General features: G+C 41.9%; 25 protein-coding genes and 1 tRNA gene. 14 read left to right on the top strand and 12 right to left on the bottom strand.

Translation table 11 applies throughout. The features are described from left to right. Positions 1-142: 142 nt before the first annotated feature. The 3 genes from VX730_04945 to VX730_04935 all read right to left on the bottom strand — a co-directional run bounded on the left by VX730_04945 (position 143) and on the right by VX730_04935 (position 1,998). On the bottom strand, positions 143-1,021 hold the full coding sequence (locus VX730_04945) for a response regulator (protein ID MEC9291731.1): 879 nt from the start codon (positions 1,019-1,021) through the stop codon (positions 143-145). 91 nt (positions 1,022-1,112) lie between these two features. Continuing rightward, positions 1,113-1,691 carry a uracil-DNA glycosylase family protein gene (locus tag VX730_04940; GenBank protein MEC9291730.1) on the bottom strand — a complete coding sequence of 193 codons (579 nt, stop codon included), beginning with the start codon at positions 1,689-1,691 and terminating at the stop codon, positions 1,113-1,115. Continuing rightward, positions 1,666-1,998, bottom strand: a complete 333-nt coding sequence (locus VX730_04935; GenBank protein ID MEC9291729.1) for a hypothetical protein — start codon at positions 1,996-1,998, stop codon at positions 1,666-1,668. The genes VX730_04940 and VX730_04935 overlap by 26 nt, the downstream gene beginning before the upstream one ends. Before the next feature lie 183 nt (positions 1,999-2,181). Between VX730_04935 and VX730_04930 the strand changes: the two genes are divergently transcribed. The 4 genes from VX730_04930 to VX730_04915 all read left to right on the top strand — a co-directional run bounded on the left by VX730_04930 (position 2,182) and on the right by VX730_04915 (position 5,825). Next, positions 2,182-2,307 (top strand): entericidin EcnA/B family protein, encoded by a 126-nt coding sequence (locus tag VX730_04930; protein ID MEC9291728.1) that lies wholly within the window; start codon positions 2,182-2,184, stop codon positions 2,305-2,307. A gap of 88 nt (positions 2,308-2,395) precedes the next feature. Further along, positions 2,396-4,627, top strand: coding sequence for an ATP-binding protein (locus tag VX730_04925; protein ID MEC9291727.1), 2,232 nt, complete (start codon positions 2,396-2,398; stop codon positions 4,625-4,627). After that, positions 4,620-5,330 carry a response regulator transcription factor gene (locus VX730_04920; protein ID MEC9291726.1) on the top strand — a complete coding sequence of 237 codons (711 nt, stop codon included), beginning with the start codon at positions 4,620-4,622 and terminating at the stop codon, positions 5,328-5,330. The genes VX730_04925 and VX730_04920 overlap by 8 nt, the downstream gene beginning before the upstream one ends. A gap of 3 nt (positions 5,331-5,333) precedes the next feature. After that, a complete protein-coding gene (locus tag VX730_04915; protein ID MEC9291725.1) occupies positions 5,334-5,825 on the top strand; it encodes an MgtC/SapB family protein in 492 nt (163 codons plus the stop codon). Between the two features lie 48 nt (positions 5,826-5,873). On the opposite strand, the gene VX730_04910 is transcribed toward VX730_04915, so the two are convergent. The 6 genes from VX730_04910 to VX730_04885 all read right to left on the bottom strand — a co-directional run bounded on the left by VX730_04910 (position 5,874) and on the right by VX730_04885 (position 9,241). Further along, positions 5,874-6,305, bottom strand: a complete 432-nt coding sequence (locus VX730_04910) for a PA2169 family four-helix-bundle protein (GenBank protein ID MEC9291724.1) — start codon at positions 6,303-6,305, stop codon at positions 5,874-5,876. Between the two features lie 156 nt (positions 6,306-6,461). Further along, positions 6,462-7,301 carry an OmpA family protein gene (locus tag VX730_04905; protein MEC9291723.1) on the bottom strand — a complete coding sequence of 280 codons (840 nt, stop codon included), beginning with the start codon at positions 7,299-7,301 and terminating at the stop codon, positions 6,462-6,464. A 35-nt stretch (positions 7,302-7,336) separates the two neighbouring features. Then, complete coding sequence (locus tag VX730_04900) at positions 7,337-7,501, bottom strand: hypothetical protein (GenBank protein MEC9291722.1); 165 nt, start codon at positions 7,499-7,501, stop codon at positions 7,337-7,339. Positions 7,502-7,593: 92 nt separating this feature from the next. Further along, positions 7,594-8,475, bottom strand: a complete 882-nt coding sequence (locus VX730_04895) for a PRC-barrel domain-containing protein (GenBank protein MEC9291721.1) — start codon at positions 8,473-8,475, stop codon at positions 7,594-7,596. A gap of 39 nt (positions 8,476-8,514) precedes the next feature. After that, a complete protein-coding gene (locus tag VX730_04890) occupies positions 8,515-8,958 on the bottom strand; it encodes a hypothetical protein (protein ID MEC9291720.1) in 444 nt (147 codons plus the stop codon). Next, positions 8,951-9,241 carry a hypothetical protein gene (locus tag VX730_04885; GenBank protein ID MEC9291719.1) on the bottom strand — a complete coding sequence of 97 codons (291 nt, stop codon included), beginning with the start codon at positions 9,239-9,241 and terminating at the stop codon, positions 8,951-8,953. The genes VX730_04890 and VX730_04885 overlap by 8 nt, the downstream gene beginning before the upstream one ends. Before the next feature lie 242 nt (positions 9,242-9,483). Between VX730_04885 and VX730_04880 the strand changes: the two genes are divergently transcribed. Together VX730_04880 and VX730_04875 are read left to right on the top strand one after the other, a co-directional pair. Continuing rightward, positions 9,484-9,663: a DUF1328 domain-containing protein gene (locus VX730_04880; protein ID MEC9291718.1), complete on the top strand. Its 180-nt coding sequence runs from the start codon at positions 9,484-9,486 to the stop codon at positions 9,661-9,663. A 195-nt stretch (positions 9,664-9,858) separates the two neighbouring features. Next, the gene (locus tag VX730_04875; protein ID MEC9291717.1) at positions 9,859-10,860 is read left to right on the top strand and encodes a lipid A deacylase LpxR family protein; all 1,002 of its coding nucleotides are present in this window, start codon (positions 9,859-9,861) and stop codon (positions 10,858-10,860) included. Between the two features lie 8 nt (positions 10,861-10,868). Here VX730_04875 and VX730_04870 read toward each other — a convergent pair whose 3' ends face one another. Further along, a complete protein-coding gene (locus VX730_04870; protein MEC9291716.1) occupies positions 10,869-11,252 on the bottom strand; it encodes a DUF6538 domain-containing protein in 384 nt (127 codons plus the stop codon). 76 nt (positions 11,253-11,328) lie between these two features. Then, positions 11,329-11,405: transfer RNA gene (locus VX730_04865), tRNA-Arg, on the bottom strand. Positions 11,406-11,511: 106 nt separating this feature from the next. Between VX730_04865 and VX730_04860 the strand changes: the two genes are divergently transcribed. The 7 genes from VX730_04860 to VX730_04830 all read left to right on the top strand — a co-directional run bounded on the left by VX730_04860 (position 11,512) and on the right by VX730_04830 (position 16,304). Beyond that, positions 11,512-12,147, top strand: coding sequence for an A24 family peptidase (locus tag VX730_04860; protein MEC9291715.1), 636 nt, complete (start codon positions 11,512-11,514; stop codon positions 12,145-12,147). A gap of 4 nt (positions 12,148-12,151) precedes the next feature. Beyond that, complete coding sequence (locus VX730_04855; protein MEC9291714.1) at positions 12,152-12,421, top strand: hypothetical protein; 270 nt, start codon at positions 12,152-12,154, stop codon at positions 12,419-12,421. Positions 12,422-12,611: 190 nt separating this feature from the next. Beyond that, positions 12,612-13,496 carry a hypothetical protein gene (locus VX730_04850; protein MEC9291713.1) on the top strand — a complete coding sequence of 295 codons (885 nt, stop codon included), beginning with the start codon at positions 12,612-12,614 and terminating at the stop codon, positions 13,494-13,496. 87 nt (positions 13,497-13,583) lie between these two features. Then, positions 13,584-14,018 carry a DUF3307 domain-containing protein gene (locus tag VX730_04845; GenBank protein MEC9291712.1) on the top strand — a complete coding sequence of 145 codons (435 nt, stop codon included), beginning with the start codon at positions 13,584-13,586 and terminating at the stop codon, positions 14,016-14,018. Between the two features lie 222 nt (positions 14,019-14,240). Next, positions 14,241-15,074, top strand: a complete 834-nt coding sequence (locus VX730_04840) for a hypothetical protein (GenBank protein MEC9291711.1) — start codon at positions 14,241-14,243, stop codon at positions 15,072-15,074. A 52-nt stretch (positions 15,075-15,126) separates the two neighbouring features. Next, positions 15,127-15,960 (top strand): nicotianamine synthase family protein, encoded by an 834-nt coding sequence (locus tag VX730_04835; GenBank protein ID MEC9291710.1) that lies wholly within the window; start codon positions 15,127-15,129, stop codon positions 15,958-15,960. Positions 15,961-16,034: 74 nt separating this feature from the next. Then, complete coding sequence (locus VX730_04830) at positions 16,035-16,304, top strand: hypothetical protein (GenBank protein MEC9291709.1); 270 nt, start codon at positions 16,035-16,037, stop codon at positions 16,302-16,304. Here VX730_04830 and VX730_04825 read toward each other — a convergent pair. Beyond that, positions 16,301-17,341 (bottom strand): DUF3179 domain-containing (seleno)protein, encoded by a 1,041-nt coding sequence (locus VX730_04825; protein MEC9291708.1) that lies wholly within the window; start codon positions 17,339-17,341, stop codon positions 16,301-16,303. The two genes, VX730_04830 and VX730_04825, sit on opposite strands and share 4 nt — an antisense overlap. A 106-nt stretch (positions 17,342-17,447) precedes the next feature. Between VX730_04825 and VX730_04820 the strand changes: the two genes are divergently transcribed. Next, positions 17,448-18,167 (top strand): SIMPL domain-containing protein, encoded by a 720-nt coding sequence (locus tag VX730_04820; protein ID MEC9291707.1) that lies wholly within the window; start codon positions 17,448-17,450, stop codon positions 18,165-18,167. The last annotated feature ends 44 nt before the right edge of the window (positions 18,168-18,211 follow it).

Below are 18,211 nucleotides of genomic sequence, written 5' to 3'. Positions count from 1 at the left end.
ACCTGACAGTCTCCAAACAGCCCTTAAACAGACAAAGTTTTCAACATGTTATCACAGCATGACACATAACCAACACACCTTTAGAAAGTCTGTATAAAAAAGAACCGCAGCGCTGCTGCGGTTCTGTCCTCATGAAGTCGTTTTAACCAGACATAGCATATAAACCCTTTAGGTTTGCACAAGCTTCTACACAACTTTTAATCTTTTCTTTTTGGAAAGGCTTTGCAACAAAACCCTTGGCACCTGATTGAATACTTCTCTTTACATGCTTCATTTGCGTATGGCCACTCATCATCACAGCAAAAACATCACGATCTACTTTTTTCATTTCTTCAAGAAGGCGGTGACCATTAATTTCTGGAAGTTCAATATCAAGGAAAACCATATCCGGAGCATTCAACAGGTAGCTTACAAGTACGTCTTCACCTTTTCTGGCTTTAATGAGTGTATAATCTGTCAGCATGCTAGACACATATTGCTGCAAAAGATCATCATCCTCTGCAATCAAAATATGGAGATGCTTTCTCTTCTCCCTCAGTTTAATAAGAGATTGTACAAAGTTCATATTAGTGCGGCTTAAAACATGATTCACGCGCTCATCTACTGGCATTTCTTTAACCACAAGATACTTTTGAGACTCTATTGAAATTTTTGCAGCCATTTCTTTTAGCTGGCTCCACTGAGTGCCAAGCTCGTAAAGTGTCTTCGTGACCTCACGGCTTTCTTGTCCTTTACTCAAAGATAAAACTGTAATCTCTTGAACCTTAGCCATAAGCTCAGCGCTTGCGCCACGTAGCAGAACAAAAACATCGCCTGTTTCACAAAAGAATGCCTGAGCCATATAATGATCAGGGATGCACTTCCTTATATTTTGAATTGCTGTTTGAAGGTTCATCATATCCCATGAGTTTTTCATAGAAGGAATATAAACATGTACAGCACGCCAAACGGCTGCATTTGATTTCACCATTTCTAGGGCTTCTAATAATGATTTTGCTGCTGCTGACGAATTCACAATCATTGTATTTCTCCTTGCTACACATTTATTATAGCGTCCCACATTAGAACATATAAACACAACTTCTGACAGTGTGCGACCTTTATTTGTTCACTTAAACAAGTGACTGATGTACCCGTTTTTTCAAAACAGGTAGGGTTTCCCGCTCAAACCAAAGATTCTTTTTGAGCCATATATTGTTGCGTGGTGAAGGGTGTGGAAGAGGAATATACTGCGGAGCATATTCCTGACAAGCCTGAACAGTTGCCGTCACTTGACCTTTATAAGCCTCACCTAAGTGCCACTTTTGTGCATACTCACCAATAAGGAGCGTCAGCTGAATATCTGGTATATACGCAAGGAGCCTCTCCCTCCATGCTGCTGCACATTCTTTTCTTGGTGGGAGATCTCCCGACTTGCCCGTACCAGGATAACAAAATCCCATAGGAAGAATTGCCACCTTCTCTGCGTTATAAAAGGTTTCTTTGTCTATCCCCATCCACTCACGTAAACGGTCCCCGCTAGGATCATGAAATGGAATACCTGTTTCATGCACACGACGCCCAGGCGCTTGTCCTGCAATTAAAATCTTGGCTTTAGGATGAACCTGAAATACTGGCCGTGCGCCATACGGCAAATCAATCTCGCAAATTGTACAGCTTTGTACATCATGAATAAGTGAAACTTTTGTCATATAAATACGGTAAGGAAACAAACAGGTTATAACAATAGAAAAACAAAAAAGAGGCCTCAAGCAAGATAAAGAGGTTTTTCGCCTGATTCTTAGACTCCACAGTACGTTTCTTTTGCGATTTATCCTCGTTTAACCACTTAGGATACACCTCGCTAAACTTAAAATCCTGTACAGCTGAGATAGCGACAGGCTTTTGTAAGCCATTAAACAAACTATCTTCAATTTCAACGTCAACTTCTCCGTTAAACTTAGCTGTAAAAATACGACTCAACTCACAAACAGCACGTTCAACCAGTTTCAGAAACATTTTAGTCAGCCAGCATATAGAGGTCAGTGCAGCTTTTATTAGCCCTCACCTTGGATCAGACCACAGGCCTTTTGCATATCTTTATAAAAAATTTACAAAACACTTTTTAGAACCGTATCGTTTTTTAACAAGGCTTTAACCATACTGAATATCAATATAGATTAACAAACAAGGAGAAAGAATATGTGGTTTGTAATTGGAGTTGCAGCTGTTGCAGGTGTGATTTATTTCGGTGGAAATAATACGGGTGATGGCTTTGGTGAAGACCTTGAACGCACTGGTGAGCGCATTCAGGGGGAGCGTTACTAAACAGTATTAACGGTTTTAACATGCCTCTTTTTAGAGGTATGTTAAAATCTTTATAGTTTTTTTACACTTTTATTGCCATATTACATGTATGGCAGAGTTTTCTAAAAACACCGACATTGAGCACAGCCCAAAAGGGCTTTTCAAGCTTTTCATTGGTGTTATGCCGCACTCTGGTAAAGTTCTGCAGATGCTGAATGAAGTGACTGAACGCTATGAGTCTGGAGAAACAGTCTATGTTTCCTCACTAAATCCAAATTATCACGCGCACAAAACAACAGTAAACCGCATGCTCAAAAACATGAATCAGTCCCTCGAAAGGCTGGCTCATGAAGATGTTTTATCCAATCCAGAGGCTTTAGACGGGTTAATAGAAGCAAAGCCCAATATTGTTGCTATTGGCACACTTATCCCTCAAGGTTGCGACACCGTAAAAGAGCGCATAACGGTCATAGATTCTCTTTTAGAGGCTGGTATTGACGTATATGCCTGCTTAGATACGTTTCAAATTGAGGGTGTAGCAACAAGCTATTCTAAACCTTTCACTCTGAGTACATCACAGCTTTTGTTTCGGAGTACTGTGCTATCCGCGGATAAAATTGAGATAGTAGATACATCCGTTTTAACAGCAACAAAAACTTTTAAAAGGCTCCCTTTAAAAAGATACCCCATCATTCAAGAACACATTAAAACATTTGTTCAACCTGAATGGACCGAGCATAATCGGCAAATTGCTCTATCATTTGCTTTAGAGCATGCAGTGCAACATGCAACTGTATCAAACCCTAATGCCAAAAGTTACTTTTCTGAGCTTACAGAAAGGTTTAAATCAGCCAAATTAAAAACCATTTTTTTTGACACTTGTATATCAATTTTAACAGTATTTATTTGTACTTTTGTGCTTCACATCCTGGAGAAAAACTTCCAAACAATTCCTGCACTCAATGCTCTTGTTTACATGACGGGCATGGTTTCTGTTGCGCTTTTTACAGGTTTATATGCAGGCCTTATGAGTGGCTTTATGGCTTACCTTGCCTATAACTTCTTTTTTATGAAGCCACTCCATACATTTTTAATTAATGAGTTCAGTGACATTGCCATTGCCATTGTCTTCGTCTTTTGCTCAATTCTTGTCAATGTATTGACCCACGCGGCGCTCCGTAAAACAACGCACTTTCAAATCACACAAACACGTGAACATACTATTTTATCTGATTACCTCAATAAACTTGTAAACACTCAAACCAGCTCTGCTGTCTTAGACATTTTTCATAAAACTCTTAAAAACGACCTTAGCCTTAAAAATACGGTCTGTGTATTAACGCCTGAGCAGCAATTTGAGTACTACGGCCCTTATGAAGAAATTTTAACCGAAGAACGCAGACATGAAATTGAGAATGCGCTTCTCAAGCAAAATCAAAAGTCGATACAAAACGCAGTGACTTGGATATTTGAAACGGAGAAGCAGCCTTTAGGAATTGTTATATTTGATGAAAAAGATAAAAACGAAGCGTTCAAGCAAAAAGCGCTTATTGATAAGCTGACAAAAATTACCATTTCTTTAGCAGAGCGTTATACGCTTGAAAAAACTATACAAGAAACGCTTATTGCAAATGAGCGCGAAAAATTGCGTAGTGCTCTACTCTCCTCTATTTCTCATGACCTTAAAACACCACTTGTGGGCATTGTAGGGTCTTTATCAACGGTAAAATCTTACGGTGATTCCATCGATAAGGAGGATCGAGATGATCTCATTGATAGCGCAATCAACGAAGCAAATCGCCTTAACCAATTTATTAGCAATATATTGGATATTTCAAAAATTGAAGCAGGAGCTTTGTCTCTCAAACAAGGGTGGCATCCCTTGCTAGAAATGGCACATAACACTCTGGGACGCTTTAAGGGGATTGCATCGACACATAATATGCAGGTTAGCACTATGCTCGGCGACGATGTTACAGTATATGTTGATCCCGTTTTATTGGGTCAAGTTCTGTTTAACCTTGTTGATAATGCCCTTAAGTATGCTGGCAAATCTGCTGAAATTACCCTTCAAATTGAGCCAGAAAAATCAGGTGGTGTTTTTATCAGCGTGATTGATAATGGTAAGGGCCTAGATGAAAACGCCATTAGCCATTTATTTGACAAATTCTACCGCGCAGAAAAGCAGGACAGCCAAACAGGCACAGGCCTTGGCCTTGCTATTGCGCACGGTATTATGGAAGCCCATAGTGGCAGTATAAAAGCCTTTAACCGTAAAGACGGAACATTAGGCGCCGTTTTCCAATTGTTTTTACCAAAGGAGCATGTAGAGTATGAATGACAGCATCATAAAACCCAAAATACTGATTGTAGACGACGAAGCGCAAATTCGTAAATTCTTACGCGTAAGCCTCAAAGCCAATGGCTTTGCCGTAGAAGAAGCCGAAGATGGTGCTGAAGCTGTACGGCTCGTAGCAGCGATTAAACCCGACATGGTGATTCTGGATTTAGGTCTTCCAAAACTTGATGGTCAAGATGTAATTGTGAAGGTCCGAGAGTGGACATCGGTCCCCATTTTAGTGCTTTCAGTCCGTGACGGTGAAGACGAAAAAGTAAAAGCTTTGGACCGTGGCGCAGATGATTATATGGTGAAACCTTTTGGCGTGGATGAGCTGATTGCCCGTGTAGGCAGTATTTTGCGCCGCGTTGCTCAGGAAGAAAATGCTGGCGACACAACCATTGAAAGTGGCCCACTGCATATTGACCTTCCTTCACGCACAGTGACGATTGATGGTGAAAAAATTAAACTTTCTCCTAAAGAATTTAATCTTTTAAAATACCTTGCGATTAATGCTGGAAAAGTGATTACCCACCGCCAACTTCTTAAAGAAGTTTGGGGTGCAGGTTACGCTGACGACAGCCAGTATTTACGGGTTTATATGGGCCAGCTTCGTAAAAAAATTGAGCAAGACCCCAACACCCCTGCTTATTTATTAACCGAACAGGGTATAGGCTATAAATTTGCGATTGTAAAAAAGGACTAAATTATGATTGAAACACTTTTTGAAACTTATAGCCTCAGTGCAAGCGATATGGCGATAAGGCTTGTTTTAGCCGCCTTTTTAGGATTACTCCTTGGGTTAGATCGTGATTATAAAAATAAACCGATTGATTTTAGAGCTTACATGTTTATTTGCTTAGGGGCTTCAGGTCTTGGCATTCTAACACTTGAAGTTGGTTATATGATGCAGTTTTACGCTGATACGCTTAAATTTGATGTTGCTAAAGTCGTTGCAGGTGTGCTTACAGGCATTGGTTTTGTCGCAGCTGGTGCGATTATTAAACAGGGTAGTGCTGATGTAACTGGTACAGCCACGGGTACAAGTATTTGGGTCTCAGGTTGTATTGGATTGTTTTGCGGGTTTGGGCTTTTTTTACCGGCTATAATGATAACAATAATTGTTTTGTTCACGCTTATCGGTTTTGGAGTTATCCGCAAAAAAATTACGGGTGAAAGCGATAAAGAACCAAGCGATTAAACCATAAAAAAAACGCGCCTTTCGGCGCGTTTTTTGGGGTGGCAAACACTACAGACTTTGCTTAAGGTTGCGCATGGTTTGGTGCGTCTCTTTAAACGTTGTAAAGTTGCTTGCAATCACAGCATTAATGTTTGGTGGCACATCGTCATGCATAGCATCTTCAAAAGCTTCAAGTGTTTTATCTTCTACTTCTTCAAGCTGCTCAATCAGTACTTTTTCATCATCACGGAAAAGCTTCTGCATAGATGCATACCCTTGGCGCAGTGTCCCTGAAACGGTTCCGTTTTCTTCTACTTCATAACCACGGCCGTCAATGAAGGGTTCCATATCGTCAATAGCTTTTTCACGAGCATTCGCCATAATCGTAAACAGATTTTTAAGCTCAGGATTATTTACATCCTCAGCACCTTTGCGGTAAAAGTCTTTACCATCATTACAAATCTTAACCAATTCGTTTAATTTTTTAGCTGTATTTTTCATTATTGGTTCTCCTTTTTTGTTAACCATGTTCATAGTATAAGGGGGCACTTATAAAGATGCTGTTGAAGAGATTTCATAGTTTATAAAAAAAATATAAGTGGATTTAATACGCGTAAAAAAAGAGGGCCGGAGCCCTCTTTTTAAATTAAAAACCGATTAATACGTTATTTTTACAATACGGTTTTTAGAGTTCGCGACACCATCACGTGTTTCAACAGGCAGGTTATTCTCACCAAAAGCTGTTGTATCGAACGTAACTTCACCGTCTAACTGACCACTCAAGTATGAGACTACACTGTCTGCACGCTTCTCAGAAATCCATTTGTTATAGGCTTCTGTTCCTGTGGTATCGGCAAAACCTAACACTTTAATATGGCGTTCATTTGAGTTTTTCACATCATTTGCGATGCTACTCAGCACACGCTTATCAGCGGCATCCAACGTATAGCTATCAAGAGCAAATGATACGCGTTCTGTTGTAGGCTTTACAACAGGCCTCTTTTGGGTTGGCAGCGTCGCAACATACTGCATTTTAACAATACGATCTGGGTATATGGCATTCAACTCTTTCATTGCGCTCACAAATTCTTCCGTGCAATTTGCAAGGTTGTGATTACGCATTTGTTCTTCAGAGTGAATAACCATGCAATCAAAACTAGATTGCGCTCGTGCAGCTAGGCGTGGAATTTCGTTTCTAGCACCAGCATCTAGCACACGATTTAAATCGTTACGAGCTTCAGTCAAAGCATCATAATCGCTATTTGAAAGCGTAGTACGATTCAGCTCCATAGGCACTACTGTTTGACCAGATGCAACTTTCACAGCACGGTTTTTTAAATGGCGTGTATCGTCCAGATCAGTAGTATGCATTTCTAGAGCCGACAGGCTATTATAGTCTTCTGTAAGGTACTCGTTAAATTTTGATTCAGCAAAAGCTGCACCCATAACAGAAGCACTTACAAAACCAGTTGTTATCAGTGTTTTCATATATTTCATTTTAAATTTCCTTATTTTTAATTTGTAGTAATTTTTTAAGAGCCTGCGGCGTTTTCAACCGACTCACCAAATGATTCAGCGCTTTCACTGAATGACTCGGCAGCATTTTCTAGAGGTCCATCGTTTCTTTCCTCTATCAAAATCAGTGCTCCTACGGCCACAATAATGACAAGACCAAGAATGATTGCATTTTTACTCATAATAAATCCTTTCTATTCTATGATTAAGACGATGCCTCACCCCTAAATACACTCTGTAGAGACTTAGGGGTGGGCTAACGTCTATCTTTACTTTAACTTTCTAGACGGGTCTGTAGCGTGTAGAAAGCGCGAGTCTGGTTAGGGCTCATAACGATATGAGACATTTTTCCACCTTCAACACTTTCAACAGTCGTGTTTTCAAAAGGAACTGCAGCACTGGTTTCGTTCATACCAAATGTTCCGCCGAAAGTTGCAATGACGTGTTTCACTTCACCACGTTCAATGACAAGGTCATCAATATCAGCAACTGACTCGCCACCTTTTGTCTTCAAAACACCATCTTTCAAGTTTCTAATTGAAAGTTGATTGTCTGAAAGAGTCACAGTGTTACGACTGTCTGTGTCGTAACTAAACTCTGCCATACTTTCATAAGCATCTTTAGAAACCATAATTGCAGCTTCACCATTGCTGTTAAAACTTAGGCTGTTTGGCTGAACCATCACAAGACGGCTACCTAGGCCAAACACACCACCACTTGAAAGAATAAATCCTTCGATAGATCCCTCTTCATTTATGATGATATCTTGAATTGTGGCAATTTCATTACCGCTCATGTCACGTACAGCATTTCCTAGGATATAGCTTGTTGTACTGTTCTCACTCACCATCGCATGGGGTACATTAGGAACAATTTGCTCTTCACTGGTTACAAAGTGTTTCACTTCCGAGTAGATGTCATTGGCACCCTCTTTTGTGGCGTCCCAAGCATCAGCAGTCACTTCTTTAGTATCTTTCCACGTCTCAGCAGCGGCATCCTTGGTGTTGTCCCAAGCTTGATTCATGTCTTCAGCACTGTAATGTGTTACGTTTTGCTTAGCACTTTTTTCAGCATTGTCCATAGCATATGCCGTCATAGTAAGTGCTGTTGTCGTAAGCAATGCAGCAGCTGTTAGGGTTTTTGTATAAGTTTTCATTGTATGTTTTCCTTTCATTGTTTTGTTTGTAGCTGGGCGTTAGTGTAATTTCTGCCCGATAAATGCACCTGCAATGGCAGCAACCGCAACACTGACAAAAGGGTTGTCTTGCACTGGTTTGGTTACATCACTATCAAACAAATGCAGAAGTTCCTTGGCAGCGCCGTCGCACAATGCACGTGTTTGCATGTATGCTTTACGCTCTTCGCTTTTAAAAGCAAGGTATGCACCCCAGCCTGAGAGAGCAGCAACTGTTGCTGACACTCCGCACACTATGAGAATGGCTGACGTTTCAGAAAGTGCTGTCGCGTTTACCATCAGTGTGTAGCATGCAATGATTGCGGTAATTGTTGTCGCCACAAGACTTGCCCCAGCTAAAAGCATGAGTGCTATAAATTTTTTACTTGCATACGCTTTTGGTTTGGCAAACCTTGCGGCAATGTAATCAGACGCAATCAAACTGAGGTGTTCAATATTAGCCATTGTTACGCTTACCTTTTAGTAGAACTGAGCTCAGTACAAGACCCGCACCAAAAGCGATTGCCATGCTGGCAAGAGGGCGCGCTTGCACACGTGATTCTACATTTTCAATTTTTTCTTTTCCGTAAGCTTTTGCTTCAGCAGTTTTTGTTTTTGCTGTTTCTGTGATGTCATTTTGAAACTTTTGTGTCAGCTTCGTCACATCTGTTTTAAGGGCGTTCAAGTCAGACTGGACAGCTTTCCACTCTTTACTTGTGTCAGCACCATTTGTTACTGGTTTTGGCATTTTATGTTCCTCCTTTTTATGTGTTTGAACATGATCAAAGTATGGCGAGGCCTGTATAAAATTTCTGCGGATAAGTGATATAAAAAAAGTAAAAAAAATATAAAAATCAATAAATTGTATAAATTTAAATCTTTATAGTTTTTTTATACATACAAAGATGATTCCCCTTAGAACCTTTACGTAAAGGTAAGCATAATAAGTTTACGTTTGAAAAACATATTAACAAATGAAGGAATGTAACAATGTTAAGATTAGCACTTATCTTTTTTGTAGTTGCCCTTATCGCAGCCCTCTTTGGTTTTGGTGGTATTGCGGCTGCAGCAACTGATATTGCGATGTTTGTGTTCTACATCTTTGTAGTCCTCTTCGTCATCAGCCTTATTTTTGCTTTGATTGATGGTCGTAGACCGCCAACCGCATAAATAAAATCCAAGAAAGGTGCTTTCGAAGCACCTTTCTCTTATGATTAAAACATAATATTTTAGGATACCCCGATACTCGGCTGTTACTTTTAAACATGTTCACAGCCTAAAATATGACAAGAAAGGTTACTCAAAAAATTGAACCCTACCAGAATAAAACAGTGCTTAGTTTTTGCCTCTGCATATTCACTCTTCATGGTTTTTCATGGGGTGGCATATACTGAGAATAAAGCCGAAGAAACCTTTGAAGAGCGTATCCCTGATACTCTTATTGAAAGAGACGACCAATTTTTTACATTCACCTTTGAGAATGACCTTTTCACAGGATCAGACAAGTATTACACCAATGGGGCCCGACTATCCCACTATGATACTGGCGCCAGAATGCCTAACAAAATCAAAAATACCCTCAATAAAGTTCCGGGCATTGATATTACAGAAACCAGCTCTGTTTACTACAGTATCGGGCAAAACCTTTATACACCACAAGACCTAACCGTAAGTGCTGCTCAGCCAAACGATAGACCCTATGCAGGCTTTCTTTACGGGGCAATAGGCGCTTCCACTCTAGAAGATAACCATGTTGATAACGTAGAACTTGCCTTAGGTGTTGTAGGCCCATCAGCGCTTGGTAAAGAAACGCAAAAAACAGTGCACAGGTGGTCGGGCGCGCAAGACCCTAAGGGATGGGATAATCAGCTAAAAGATGAACCTGCTATAATGCTGAGTGCAGAAAGGGTTTGGCCTGAGGCTCATACAGAAGAGTTTAAGGGTTTGCTTCTCAGAGTATCTCCTCACGTCGGGGCAACACTTGGTAATGTTTATACTTATGGCGCAGCAGGCGCAACATTTCAGCTAACCCCTAAGAAATACCAGTGGCAAACTCCGCCTATTCGCGTAAGACCAGCAATACCAGGGTCAGGTTATTTTGCAGTCCCTGAAGGCGCTTTTGCTTGGTCATTGTTTGCAGGAATTGAAGGTAGAGCCATTGCCCGTAACATCTTTTTAGATGGAAATACTTTTAAAGATAGCCACTCTGTTGATAAAAAACCTTTTGTTGCTGATTTTAATACCGGCGTAAGTCTCACAAAAGGCCGTGCTCGTATTTCCTATACCATCAACTGGCGTACAAAAGAGTTTGATAACCAAAGCAGCAATGCCATGTTCGGCGCCGTTTCAGTGGGATACCGATTTTAGGGTATTTTTTATTTATATGTAGTAGTAAGTTGGTCTTTATTCATTGTAGTTGGCCTACTAAGTTCGTCAAACTCATGTATCTCAACATCACGTAAGTTTCTCTCGTACTCAATCACATCATTAACCCTAACAAGCCCGTGATGGAAATACTCTCTTACGATTTGCTTTGCATCACTTTCACTAATTGTCATTTTTGATTGAGACATAACCTGAAACATCCTCTTTGCCATTTGAGCTAAAAACAGCCCTTTTACCTTGGCATCATCATAACAGTAGGTCTTGAACGAGTACATCAACTCACCTTGACCGAGAAGACTCTTTAAATATTTTGGGACTGGATGGCGGAAATAATAGATTCCACCTCGTCTTTGAATATACGAAACCTTAGCCATGCGATTGTACCACCTGCTTGTACGGGTTGCTTTTTACATGGAAAAACTGATTGAAAGTCATGGTTTTCTAAGAAAATGGCGCGCCCGAAAGGATTCGAACCCATGACCTCGACATCCGTAGTGTCGCGCTCTATCCAGCTGAGCTACGGGCGCACTGAGAGTGTATATAACAATGTATGCAGAAAATTGCAAAGGGAAAATATCACTTTTTTTGTTTTTTTTATGCCAAGGCTTTCTTTTTTTGCCTACACTGCTGTTTATGGAATTTTTAAAAGACTTTTTCGCGTTTGATAAAGATGAGCGCCCGCTTATAAAATCGGCGCTTTTCACGGGAAGAACTTACTGTATTTTTGCAGGCTATATCGCCCTATTTGCCCTTTACACTTTTAGTACGGGCTTAAACCTTTCTACAGAACAACTTGCTGCATGGGGCGGCGCATTCCTACTCCTAAGCCTTCTTACAGAAGTTGACGTAAAACACTTTATTCTGCCAGATCACATTACTGTACCGATGATTCTAGTACTTTATCTCGTAAGCCCTCTCACAAGTGGCCTCAGCTCCTCTGAAAGCCTGTGGGGGCTCGCCATTGGTGGTGGTGCGTTTGCCCTTCTCGCTTTTACTTTCTTTAAAGTGACTGGAAAACACGGCATGGGTGGCGGCGACATTAAACTGATGGCTGCACTTGGTGCTTGGGTGGGTGTTGCAGGCATTCCAATTTTGATGCTTTTCGCTTCTCTTTCTAGCCTTATTACAATCTTTATTCGTAAAGGACTCTCAAAAGGAGAACTGAAAGACCCTCTTCCGTTTGGACCATTTCTATGCACAGGCGCAGTTCTGGCAATTTTATTTAAAGATATTTACTGGCAAATGACACAAGTTGTTGTAGGAGGATAGTAAAATGACACGCCTAATCATACTCACCATTCTAAACTTAAGCTTGCCGTTTCTTGTGTATTACTTGAAACGCCGAATCACCAGAATGTGGCAGAGACGCAACGAACCTCATATTATTGATGTTACACCAGAAGAACACATCACACCAACAGTGAAGCTTGTTATCATTGGGCTTATTCTCCTTGCGATCTCTTTGGTTGTGCTAAGGTTTTCTTCTCCTGATTCCCCATCAGAATCTTACACAAGAAGCAAAACATTGAGCGCTGACTACTAAAGCAGAGCTTGCTAGAGTTCAAATATCCTCATAAAATCTGTAGGTTATCGTTATTTGGAACATAATCAAAATAACGGTGCGGGGGCGTTGCTGCCCCTGCCACGCACGAATGCCAAACAAAACCACGCTTTTGTGCTGGCATAAGGGCAGTGTAAAAAATAATAAACCAATAAAAAGCCTACAATAAAACATGACGGATCAGTCACCCTTAACACGTACAGATCTTGTAGATATCGTAACGCCCTCCCGGCGTGGCGCAGCTGTCTATAAAGATATTCTTGTTGAGGCGGCCCAATCTCCAGAAAAGTGGATTAGGCACCACTTTATTGTTGTGTTTGATACAGACACCGACCATGAAAGGCTCAAGCTAGAGCACTGGCTTGCCCATACACGCGAAGTATTGCCCCTCCCTCGCGTCACAGTTCTTACAGCCACAGAAACAGAGCGCCGCAATCAAAACGCTTTGCGCCAAAAAGCACTTGAGCAAGGCAGTAACCCGTATGTTTACTTCCAAGATGATGATGACTTCCTCCCTCTCAATCTCGATCACTTTTTACAAGCAGCAGAAGAAGAGCAAGAGCTTGCTGCAGTTTATGGCGTCACAGAAACTGTAAACAGTAAACATCACCTTATTGAGCAGTTCCCAACCCTCCATAACAACATGTTTGAAGTTGATGCTGAAGAAGCCTCAAGATGGTTCCCAACCTACGCTCACCCGATTGCAGCCCTCTTTAAGCGAGACATGGTTGAGGACATACCTATTTACAAAGAAGGCGACCCCTCTTTTTGCACAGGCGCCTCAGTGTTTTGCCTTAGGCTTACAGAAAGCGGCAAAGCATTTAAGTTTATTCCCAAAGTGATTCGCCAAGTGAAATTGCATGAAGACAATGATGACGGCATCCTGACAGAAATACTTAGAGAAGAAATTGCCAGAGACATTAAAGATTGGCTCTCTGAAATTAGAAACGAAGACATTAAAGGTTTTCACCTTGAAATTGCTGAAGCTCTCGAGAAAGGTTGGATTACAACATTTAGAGAAATCGCCGCAATGGTAGAAATGAAATTGGGGTACTAAACTTTAAGAAGAAAACTTCTTTACAGTTTCCCCAGAATATAGAATAAAGAGGAAATTTAACTTTTCCGTTTATTTATGGAGATATACATGACGATAGCAATCGCAGTACTCGGGTTCCTTCTTGCGCTGAAGCACTTCTTTGCAGATGGCCTTTGGCAGACAGAATGGCACTATAAAAACAAGGGAACATTCTTGCACCCTGGTGGTATTGCACACAGCTTTAACCACGGCCTTGGTGCACTTGCAGCGCTTTTGGTATGGAAGTACGCTGTGCATCCTGAGCTTTCTCTAAGCCTGATTGGAGCGCTGTTCGTATTTGACTTCCTGACGCACTACATCATCGACTATTGCAAAATGAACCTCACCAAAGGCAAAGGTTACAGCGCAATGGGCGAAGACAAAGATGGTAAGCCTTGCCAAATGATCTATGACAATAAATTCTACGTTTGGCTCGTTGCAGATCAATGTGCGCACTTTACAATCTACGGCATTATGATAGCGATTGCCGCCGGCACGCTATAAGCCTGAATCGACACACACCTTAAAGCCCTCTCATACTTGAGAGGGCTTTTTGCAGGGGTATTTATAGGCACCCTTTCTTGCTTGGCCTATCATAAGTAAATAATGAGAAGCCTTATCACCATTTTCGTGATTTCCGCCCTAACCTTTACATGGGCCTCGTCTGCGTATGCAAGGCAACTGAGTTACAATACCCGTTCACTCAGTTCCGGCACCAACATTCATATGCTTTGGCGTGATATGTACGGCAAAAAGCGTAGCACTGCTTTTACAGTCCCAACATATGACTTTAGAGAGGGTGCACGAGGGTTCAAAGCCTATAGCCCCACAGATGTAAAGCGTCATACATATTCAGAACTTAAAAAGTACGCACGCACCCTTGAGGGGGGCGGAACTAAGGTTGACGTTAAACTCAAACACAAAGGCGTTATGTACAGCGTCCAAGCACGTTCACAGCACAGACTTAGCCAAGTACAACGCCAGATGGATTACAGGCTCGATAAAATTCAGGACCAGTATTTTAAGGAGCGTGGCCTTAAAACTTATACTGAAAATGGTACCGAGTATGTGATGCCAGACCACGGCAGCATTGCTAAAGAATATGTCGCTAAAATGCGCCCTGTTGCAACCGCGATCAAACAAGCCAACCAAGGCAAAAGCATGCGTGAAACTTTGGACTATGCCCTTAATTTTGTACAAGCAATTCCTTATAACACTCTGGTGAGTCGCGTGACCAGTAACGGACAAGGTTTTGCGACACCATATGGTATCCTTATGAACAACCAAGGAGACTGTGACAGCAAAAGTGTCATGTACGCTGCCATTGTTAAAAACCTATACCCGTCTATAAGCGTTGCGATGATCTATGTACCAGAGCATGCCTTTTTAGCAATCCGAGTACCTCAAGGAAATAATGACTGGGCCCTAAGACTTGATGGTCAAACCTATGTTCTCACCGAGCCCGCAGGGCCAGCCCTTGTTCCTGTGGGTCAAGTCTCACCAAACAGCAAAAAATACCTGCAAGGTAAAAACTACAGCTACGAGAGAATTAACTTTTGACAGAATAGCAAAACCCTTCTAAAAGTACCTGCATACAATAAAGGGATTGGTTATGTCACAAGTTCAAGCGCAAGACGCTCAAACAACTCACTCACAAGGTTTAGCTCACGCGGAAAAAATCCGTACGCTATGCGGTGAAATTGAAAAAGAGACAGATCTTTCTCCACACAACCCAAATGTAAACCGCATTCTCTCTTCTCTGGTATCTTACCTTTCACACATTGAGAACTGTGGTGAATGCTCATACATGCCTCTAGAGGCCCTAACGCAAGAAGCACAAAAGCTTCCTAAGCTTTGTGGTGAAGCGGAGTGCATGATGGAAAAATTCTGGGCAACGCACTTTATTGAAAAAGACGTCGTAACACAAGAAACCCTAAAAGAGTTTTGGTATTACAATAACTACAAAGCTCTATGGGACCTTGAAAAAGATCTTATTGCTGAAGCTGCACAAGGCAAAACACTTGTTTTCCTTGGGTCTGGTGCCATGCCATTTACAGCCTTCTTTGCAGCGTGGGACGGTTACGATGTAATTTGCATTGATTACGATGATGAAGCATGTACTCTATCTCAAGAGCTTATTCAAAAACTTGGCCTTACAGGTAAAGTACAAGTGGTACAGCACGACGCAACATCGTACCCCTACACGGCAGAACACTTTGTTATTTGTGCAAGCCTCATTGAAGGGAAAGAAAACCTATACAGCGCCCTATTTGAGCGCGGTGCTCAAAGTTTTGCCGTAAGAGATGCTGAAGGCGCGTACAAGTTCCTGTACACACCATCACCACGTCCAACGCTGGATACATATACTGAAGTTGCTTACACAACACCAAATGAACAGTGCATTAACACGCTTCGCTTGTTTGAACGATCAAATTTTAGCAAGTAGCACTTATAAAAAAGAGGAGCCAAAAGGCTCCTCTTTTTATTGCAATCTCTTCTAAAAATGCTTATCTATTATATATGAGCACACCAAAGGCAACACTTGAAGAACTTCTGCTGGCGTTCCAGCTTCCAGAAGAGTGGACCATAAAACTCAAAAAAGGCACGCTCACAGCGTCTGACCTTCGTCAGATTTATCGCCTACTTAAGCGTAACTATCTCAACCATCCTATGTACCAAGAACTCATGGAACTGCTTGAAGAAAAGCACCAAGAACTTGAAGGCTCACTTGAGCTTGATGATGCATTTGAAATGGCAAGAAACGATCTCGAGCCTGACTTAGAACGCTAGAACTGTACCAGCTGCTTCGTGTTCACAATCTCTTCCCCTGCATGCTTTGCATGAGAGAAATTCTTAATCACTAACCCATGAGGGTGGTGCGCTGACCACGCATACCAGTAAGCATAATGCGCCTTAATATCCACTTCAGGCGGTGCGAGGAGTTTAATACGCCCTGAAGGCTTCATCGGTTCAATAGCAAGCGGGATACGCTCCTTACCAAACCTAAACTCATAACGACCAGAGCCATAATTCACAAGCTCCGAAAGCTTGAATGCCACAGCAACTTTATCCTTACCGCGTGTGAGCTCTACACCGTAAACAAGCTCTTTACGTGGTAGCTCATCACCGTAGTATTTTGTCGGGAATACCAGCTTTGTATCGCGCGCAAATGTCGGACTAATTGGGTGTACATCGTATGGGCGGCTATAGCCTGTTTGCGTGTTCAAAACTGTTCCATCTGGGAAAGATTGTTTAAACATCTTCCAGCGTGTCATGAACACAGGAAGGTAAGAGAGTTTACCTCCAGAGAAATCACCTGAAATCGCCTCACCAACAAGTGGTGACCACAGCGAGTGGTGTGTACGGTCATACAAAATACCAGCCCCTTGATACACAAGACCTGTATGACCAAAAATAAGCTCCTGCCCTTCTACAAGGCGGTTAAACGCCAGGCCCGCTCCAGCAAGAGCGTCCCAACTTACGTACACAGGTACAGAGCCTAAAAGATCATTAACCCCATGGTGCCAGTTAAGAATTTTAACTGGGTATGCACGTGTATCTCCATTAATAGAAACGCCAACCACAAAGTCGTCATCTTGTAGAGTTCGTTCAGCAGCAACAGGAAGCACCTCAGGAAACACAAGGGTCATAATAGAGTCAGGCAAAGTACCGCCATCAAGAAGGCGCTCTTTTTGCACACGAAGGCGTGTAAAATCAAAAGAGATCAGTTGTGTTTTATCAAAAATACGGGCTGTAGGGCGCTCACTTTCGGCATGCCCTGTAAGAGCACTGAAACCAAGAATGAGCATTAAAATTCGTTTTAGCATGAGAGCATCATAAACCATTTTCTCTCAATCTAAAAGCAAACCCTCCTTGCTTCATTTGCTCTTGTCCTTTACACTTTTATGCAAATAACAAGGACAAACTAACCCCATGAAATATCTAATTCTTTCTCTTATGAGCCTAACAGTTGCTTTTTCTGCACAAGCAGAAGAGCGCACATGGCCGAACGATGCAACACTTGTAACACTGAGCGAACAGGCAACACGTAAGGTGGCACAAGACCGTCTAAATGCGACACTACGCGTTGAAGCAAAAGGCGTAAGCCCACGCAGTGTACAAGATGATGTAAACACAAAAATGAAAAAAGCCCTCGCCCTTGCAAAGATGAAAAAAACCATCGATGTGACAACAGGAAATTACAACGTTTACTCACGTGAAGAGCGCAATAAAGACGGCAAACTCATTAAAACACGCTGGTATGCTAGCCACAGCATTGTGCTAGATAGCGAAGACAACACAACACTGCTTGAGCTAGCAGGTGATATTCAAGAGCTTGGTTTTGTCATGAACGGCCTGAACTTCTACCTCAGTGAAGAAAAAAGCGCCAAAATTAGTGAAGAGCTTCTGCTAGAGGCCCTAAAACGTCTACAATCTAAAGCCAAAGCGATTGGTGCAACACTTGGTAAAGATGATGTACACCTTGCAAACGTCAACACATCTGGCTACATGCCGCCTCGCCCACAGCCAATGTATAAAGGCCGTGCAATGGCAATGATGGAAATGGCTGCCGACATGGCCGCACCCGTTGCCGAAGGTGGTGATGACACTGTACGCGTGACAGTTAATGCAACAGCTGTTCTCATGGACTAACAAGTCTCTAACACAACAAAAGCCCCCGCAAAGGGGGCTTTTGA

It is taken from the genome of Pseudomonadota bacterium (assembly GCA_036141575.1).
Lineage (GTDB): Bacteria > Pseudomonadota > Alphaproteobacteria > UBA2136 > JAPKEQ01 > JAPKEQ01.
The sequence above is the reverse complement of the archived record's forward strand: the minus strand, read 5'-3'. Positions and strand labels throughout refer to the sequence as shown.

Coding starts and splice junctions, on each gene's coding strand:
- VX730_04935 (MEC9291729.1), bottom strand. CDS start 1,998: ATGTTTCTGAAACTGGTTGAACGTGCTGTTTGTGAGTTGAGTCGTATT.
- VX730_04825 (MEC9291708.1), bottom strand. CDS start 17,341: ATGCTAAAACGAATTTTAATGCTCATTCTTGGTTTCAGTGCTCTTACA.
- VX730_04820 (MEC9291707.1), top strand. CDS start 17,448: ATGAAATATCTAATTCTTTCTCTTATGAGCCTAACAGTTGCTTTTTCT.
- VX730_04855 (MEC9291714.1), top strand. CDS start 12,152: ATGACACGCCTAATCATACTCACCATTCTAAACTTAAGCTTGCCGTTT.
- VX730_04835 (MEC9291710.1), top strand. CDS start 15,127: ATGTCACAAGTTCAAGCGCAAGACGCTCAAACAACTCACTCACAAGGT.
- VX730_04930 (MEC9291728.1), top strand. CDS start 2,182: ATGTGGTTTGTAATTGGAGTTGCAGCTGTTGCAGGTGTGATTTATTTC.
- VX730_04885 (MEC9291719.1), bottom strand. CDS start 9,241: ATGCCAAAACCAGTAACAAATGGTGCTGACACAAGTAAAGAGTGGAAA.
- VX730_04875 (MEC9291717.1), top strand. CDS start 9,859: ATGGTTTTTCATGGGGTGGCATATACTGAGAATAAAGCCGAAGAAACC.
- VX730_04890 (MEC9291720.1), bottom strand. CDS start 8,958: ATGGCTAATATTGAACACCTCAGTTTGATTGCGTCTGATTACATTGCC.
- VX730_04900 (MEC9291722.1), bottom strand. CDS start 7,501: ATGAGTAAAAATGCAATCATTCTTGGTCTTGTCATTATTGTGGCCGTA.
- VX730_04910 (MEC9291724.1), bottom strand. CDS start 6,305: ATGAAAAATACAGCTAAAAAATTAAACGAATTGGTTAAGATTTGTAAT.
- VX730_04915 (MEC9291725.1), top strand. CDS start 5,334: ATGATTGAAACACTTTTTGAAACTTATAGCCTCAGTGCAAGCGATATG.
- VX730_04940 (MEC9291730.1), bottom strand. CDS start 1,691: ATGACAAAAGTTTCACTTATTCATGATGTACAAAGCTGTACAATTTGC.
- VX730_04905 (MEC9291723.1), bottom strand. CDS start 7,301: ATGAAATATATGAAAACACTGATAACAACTGGTTTTGTAAGTGCTTCT.
- VX730_04860 (MEC9291715.1), top strand. CDS start 11,512: ATGGAATTTTTAAAAGACTTTTTCGCGTTTGATAAAGATGAGCGCCCG.
- VX730_04870 (MEC9291716.1), bottom strand. CDS start 11,252: ATGGCTAAGGTTTCGTATATTCAAAGACGAGGTGGAATCTATTATTTC.
- VX730_04920 (MEC9291726.1), top strand. CDS start 4,620: ATGAATGACAGCATCATAAAACCCAAAATACTGATTGTAGACGACGAA.
- VX730_04830 (MEC9291709.1), top strand. CDS start 16,035: ATGAGCACACCAAAGGCAACACTTGAAGAACTTCTGCTGGCGTTCCAG.
- VX730_04945 (MEC9291731.1), bottom strand. CDS start 1,021: ATGATTGTGAATTCGTCAGCAGCAGCAAAATCATTATTAGAAGCCCTA.
- VX730_04850 (MEC9291713.1), top strand. CDS start 12,612: ATGACGGATCAGTCACCCTTAACACGTACAGATCTTGTAGATATCGTA.
- VX730_04845 (MEC9291712.1), top strand. CDS start 13,584: ATGACGATAGCAATCGCAGTACTCGGGTTCCTTCTTGCGCTGAAGCAC.
- VX730_04895 (MEC9291721.1), bottom strand. CDS start 8,475: ATGAAAACTTATACAAAAACCCTAACAGCTGCTGCATTGCTTACGACA.
- VX730_04840 (MEC9291711.1), top strand. CDS start 14,241: ATGCTTTGGCGTGATATGTACGGCAAAAAGCGTAGCACTGCTTTTACA.
- VX730_04925 (MEC9291727.1), top strand. CDS start 2,396: ATGGCAGAGTTTTCTAAAAACACCGACATTGAGCACAGCCCAAAAGGG.
- VX730_04880 (MEC9291718.1), top strand. CDS start 9,484: ATGTTAAGATTAGCACTTATCTTTTTTGTAGTTGCCCTTATCGCAGCC.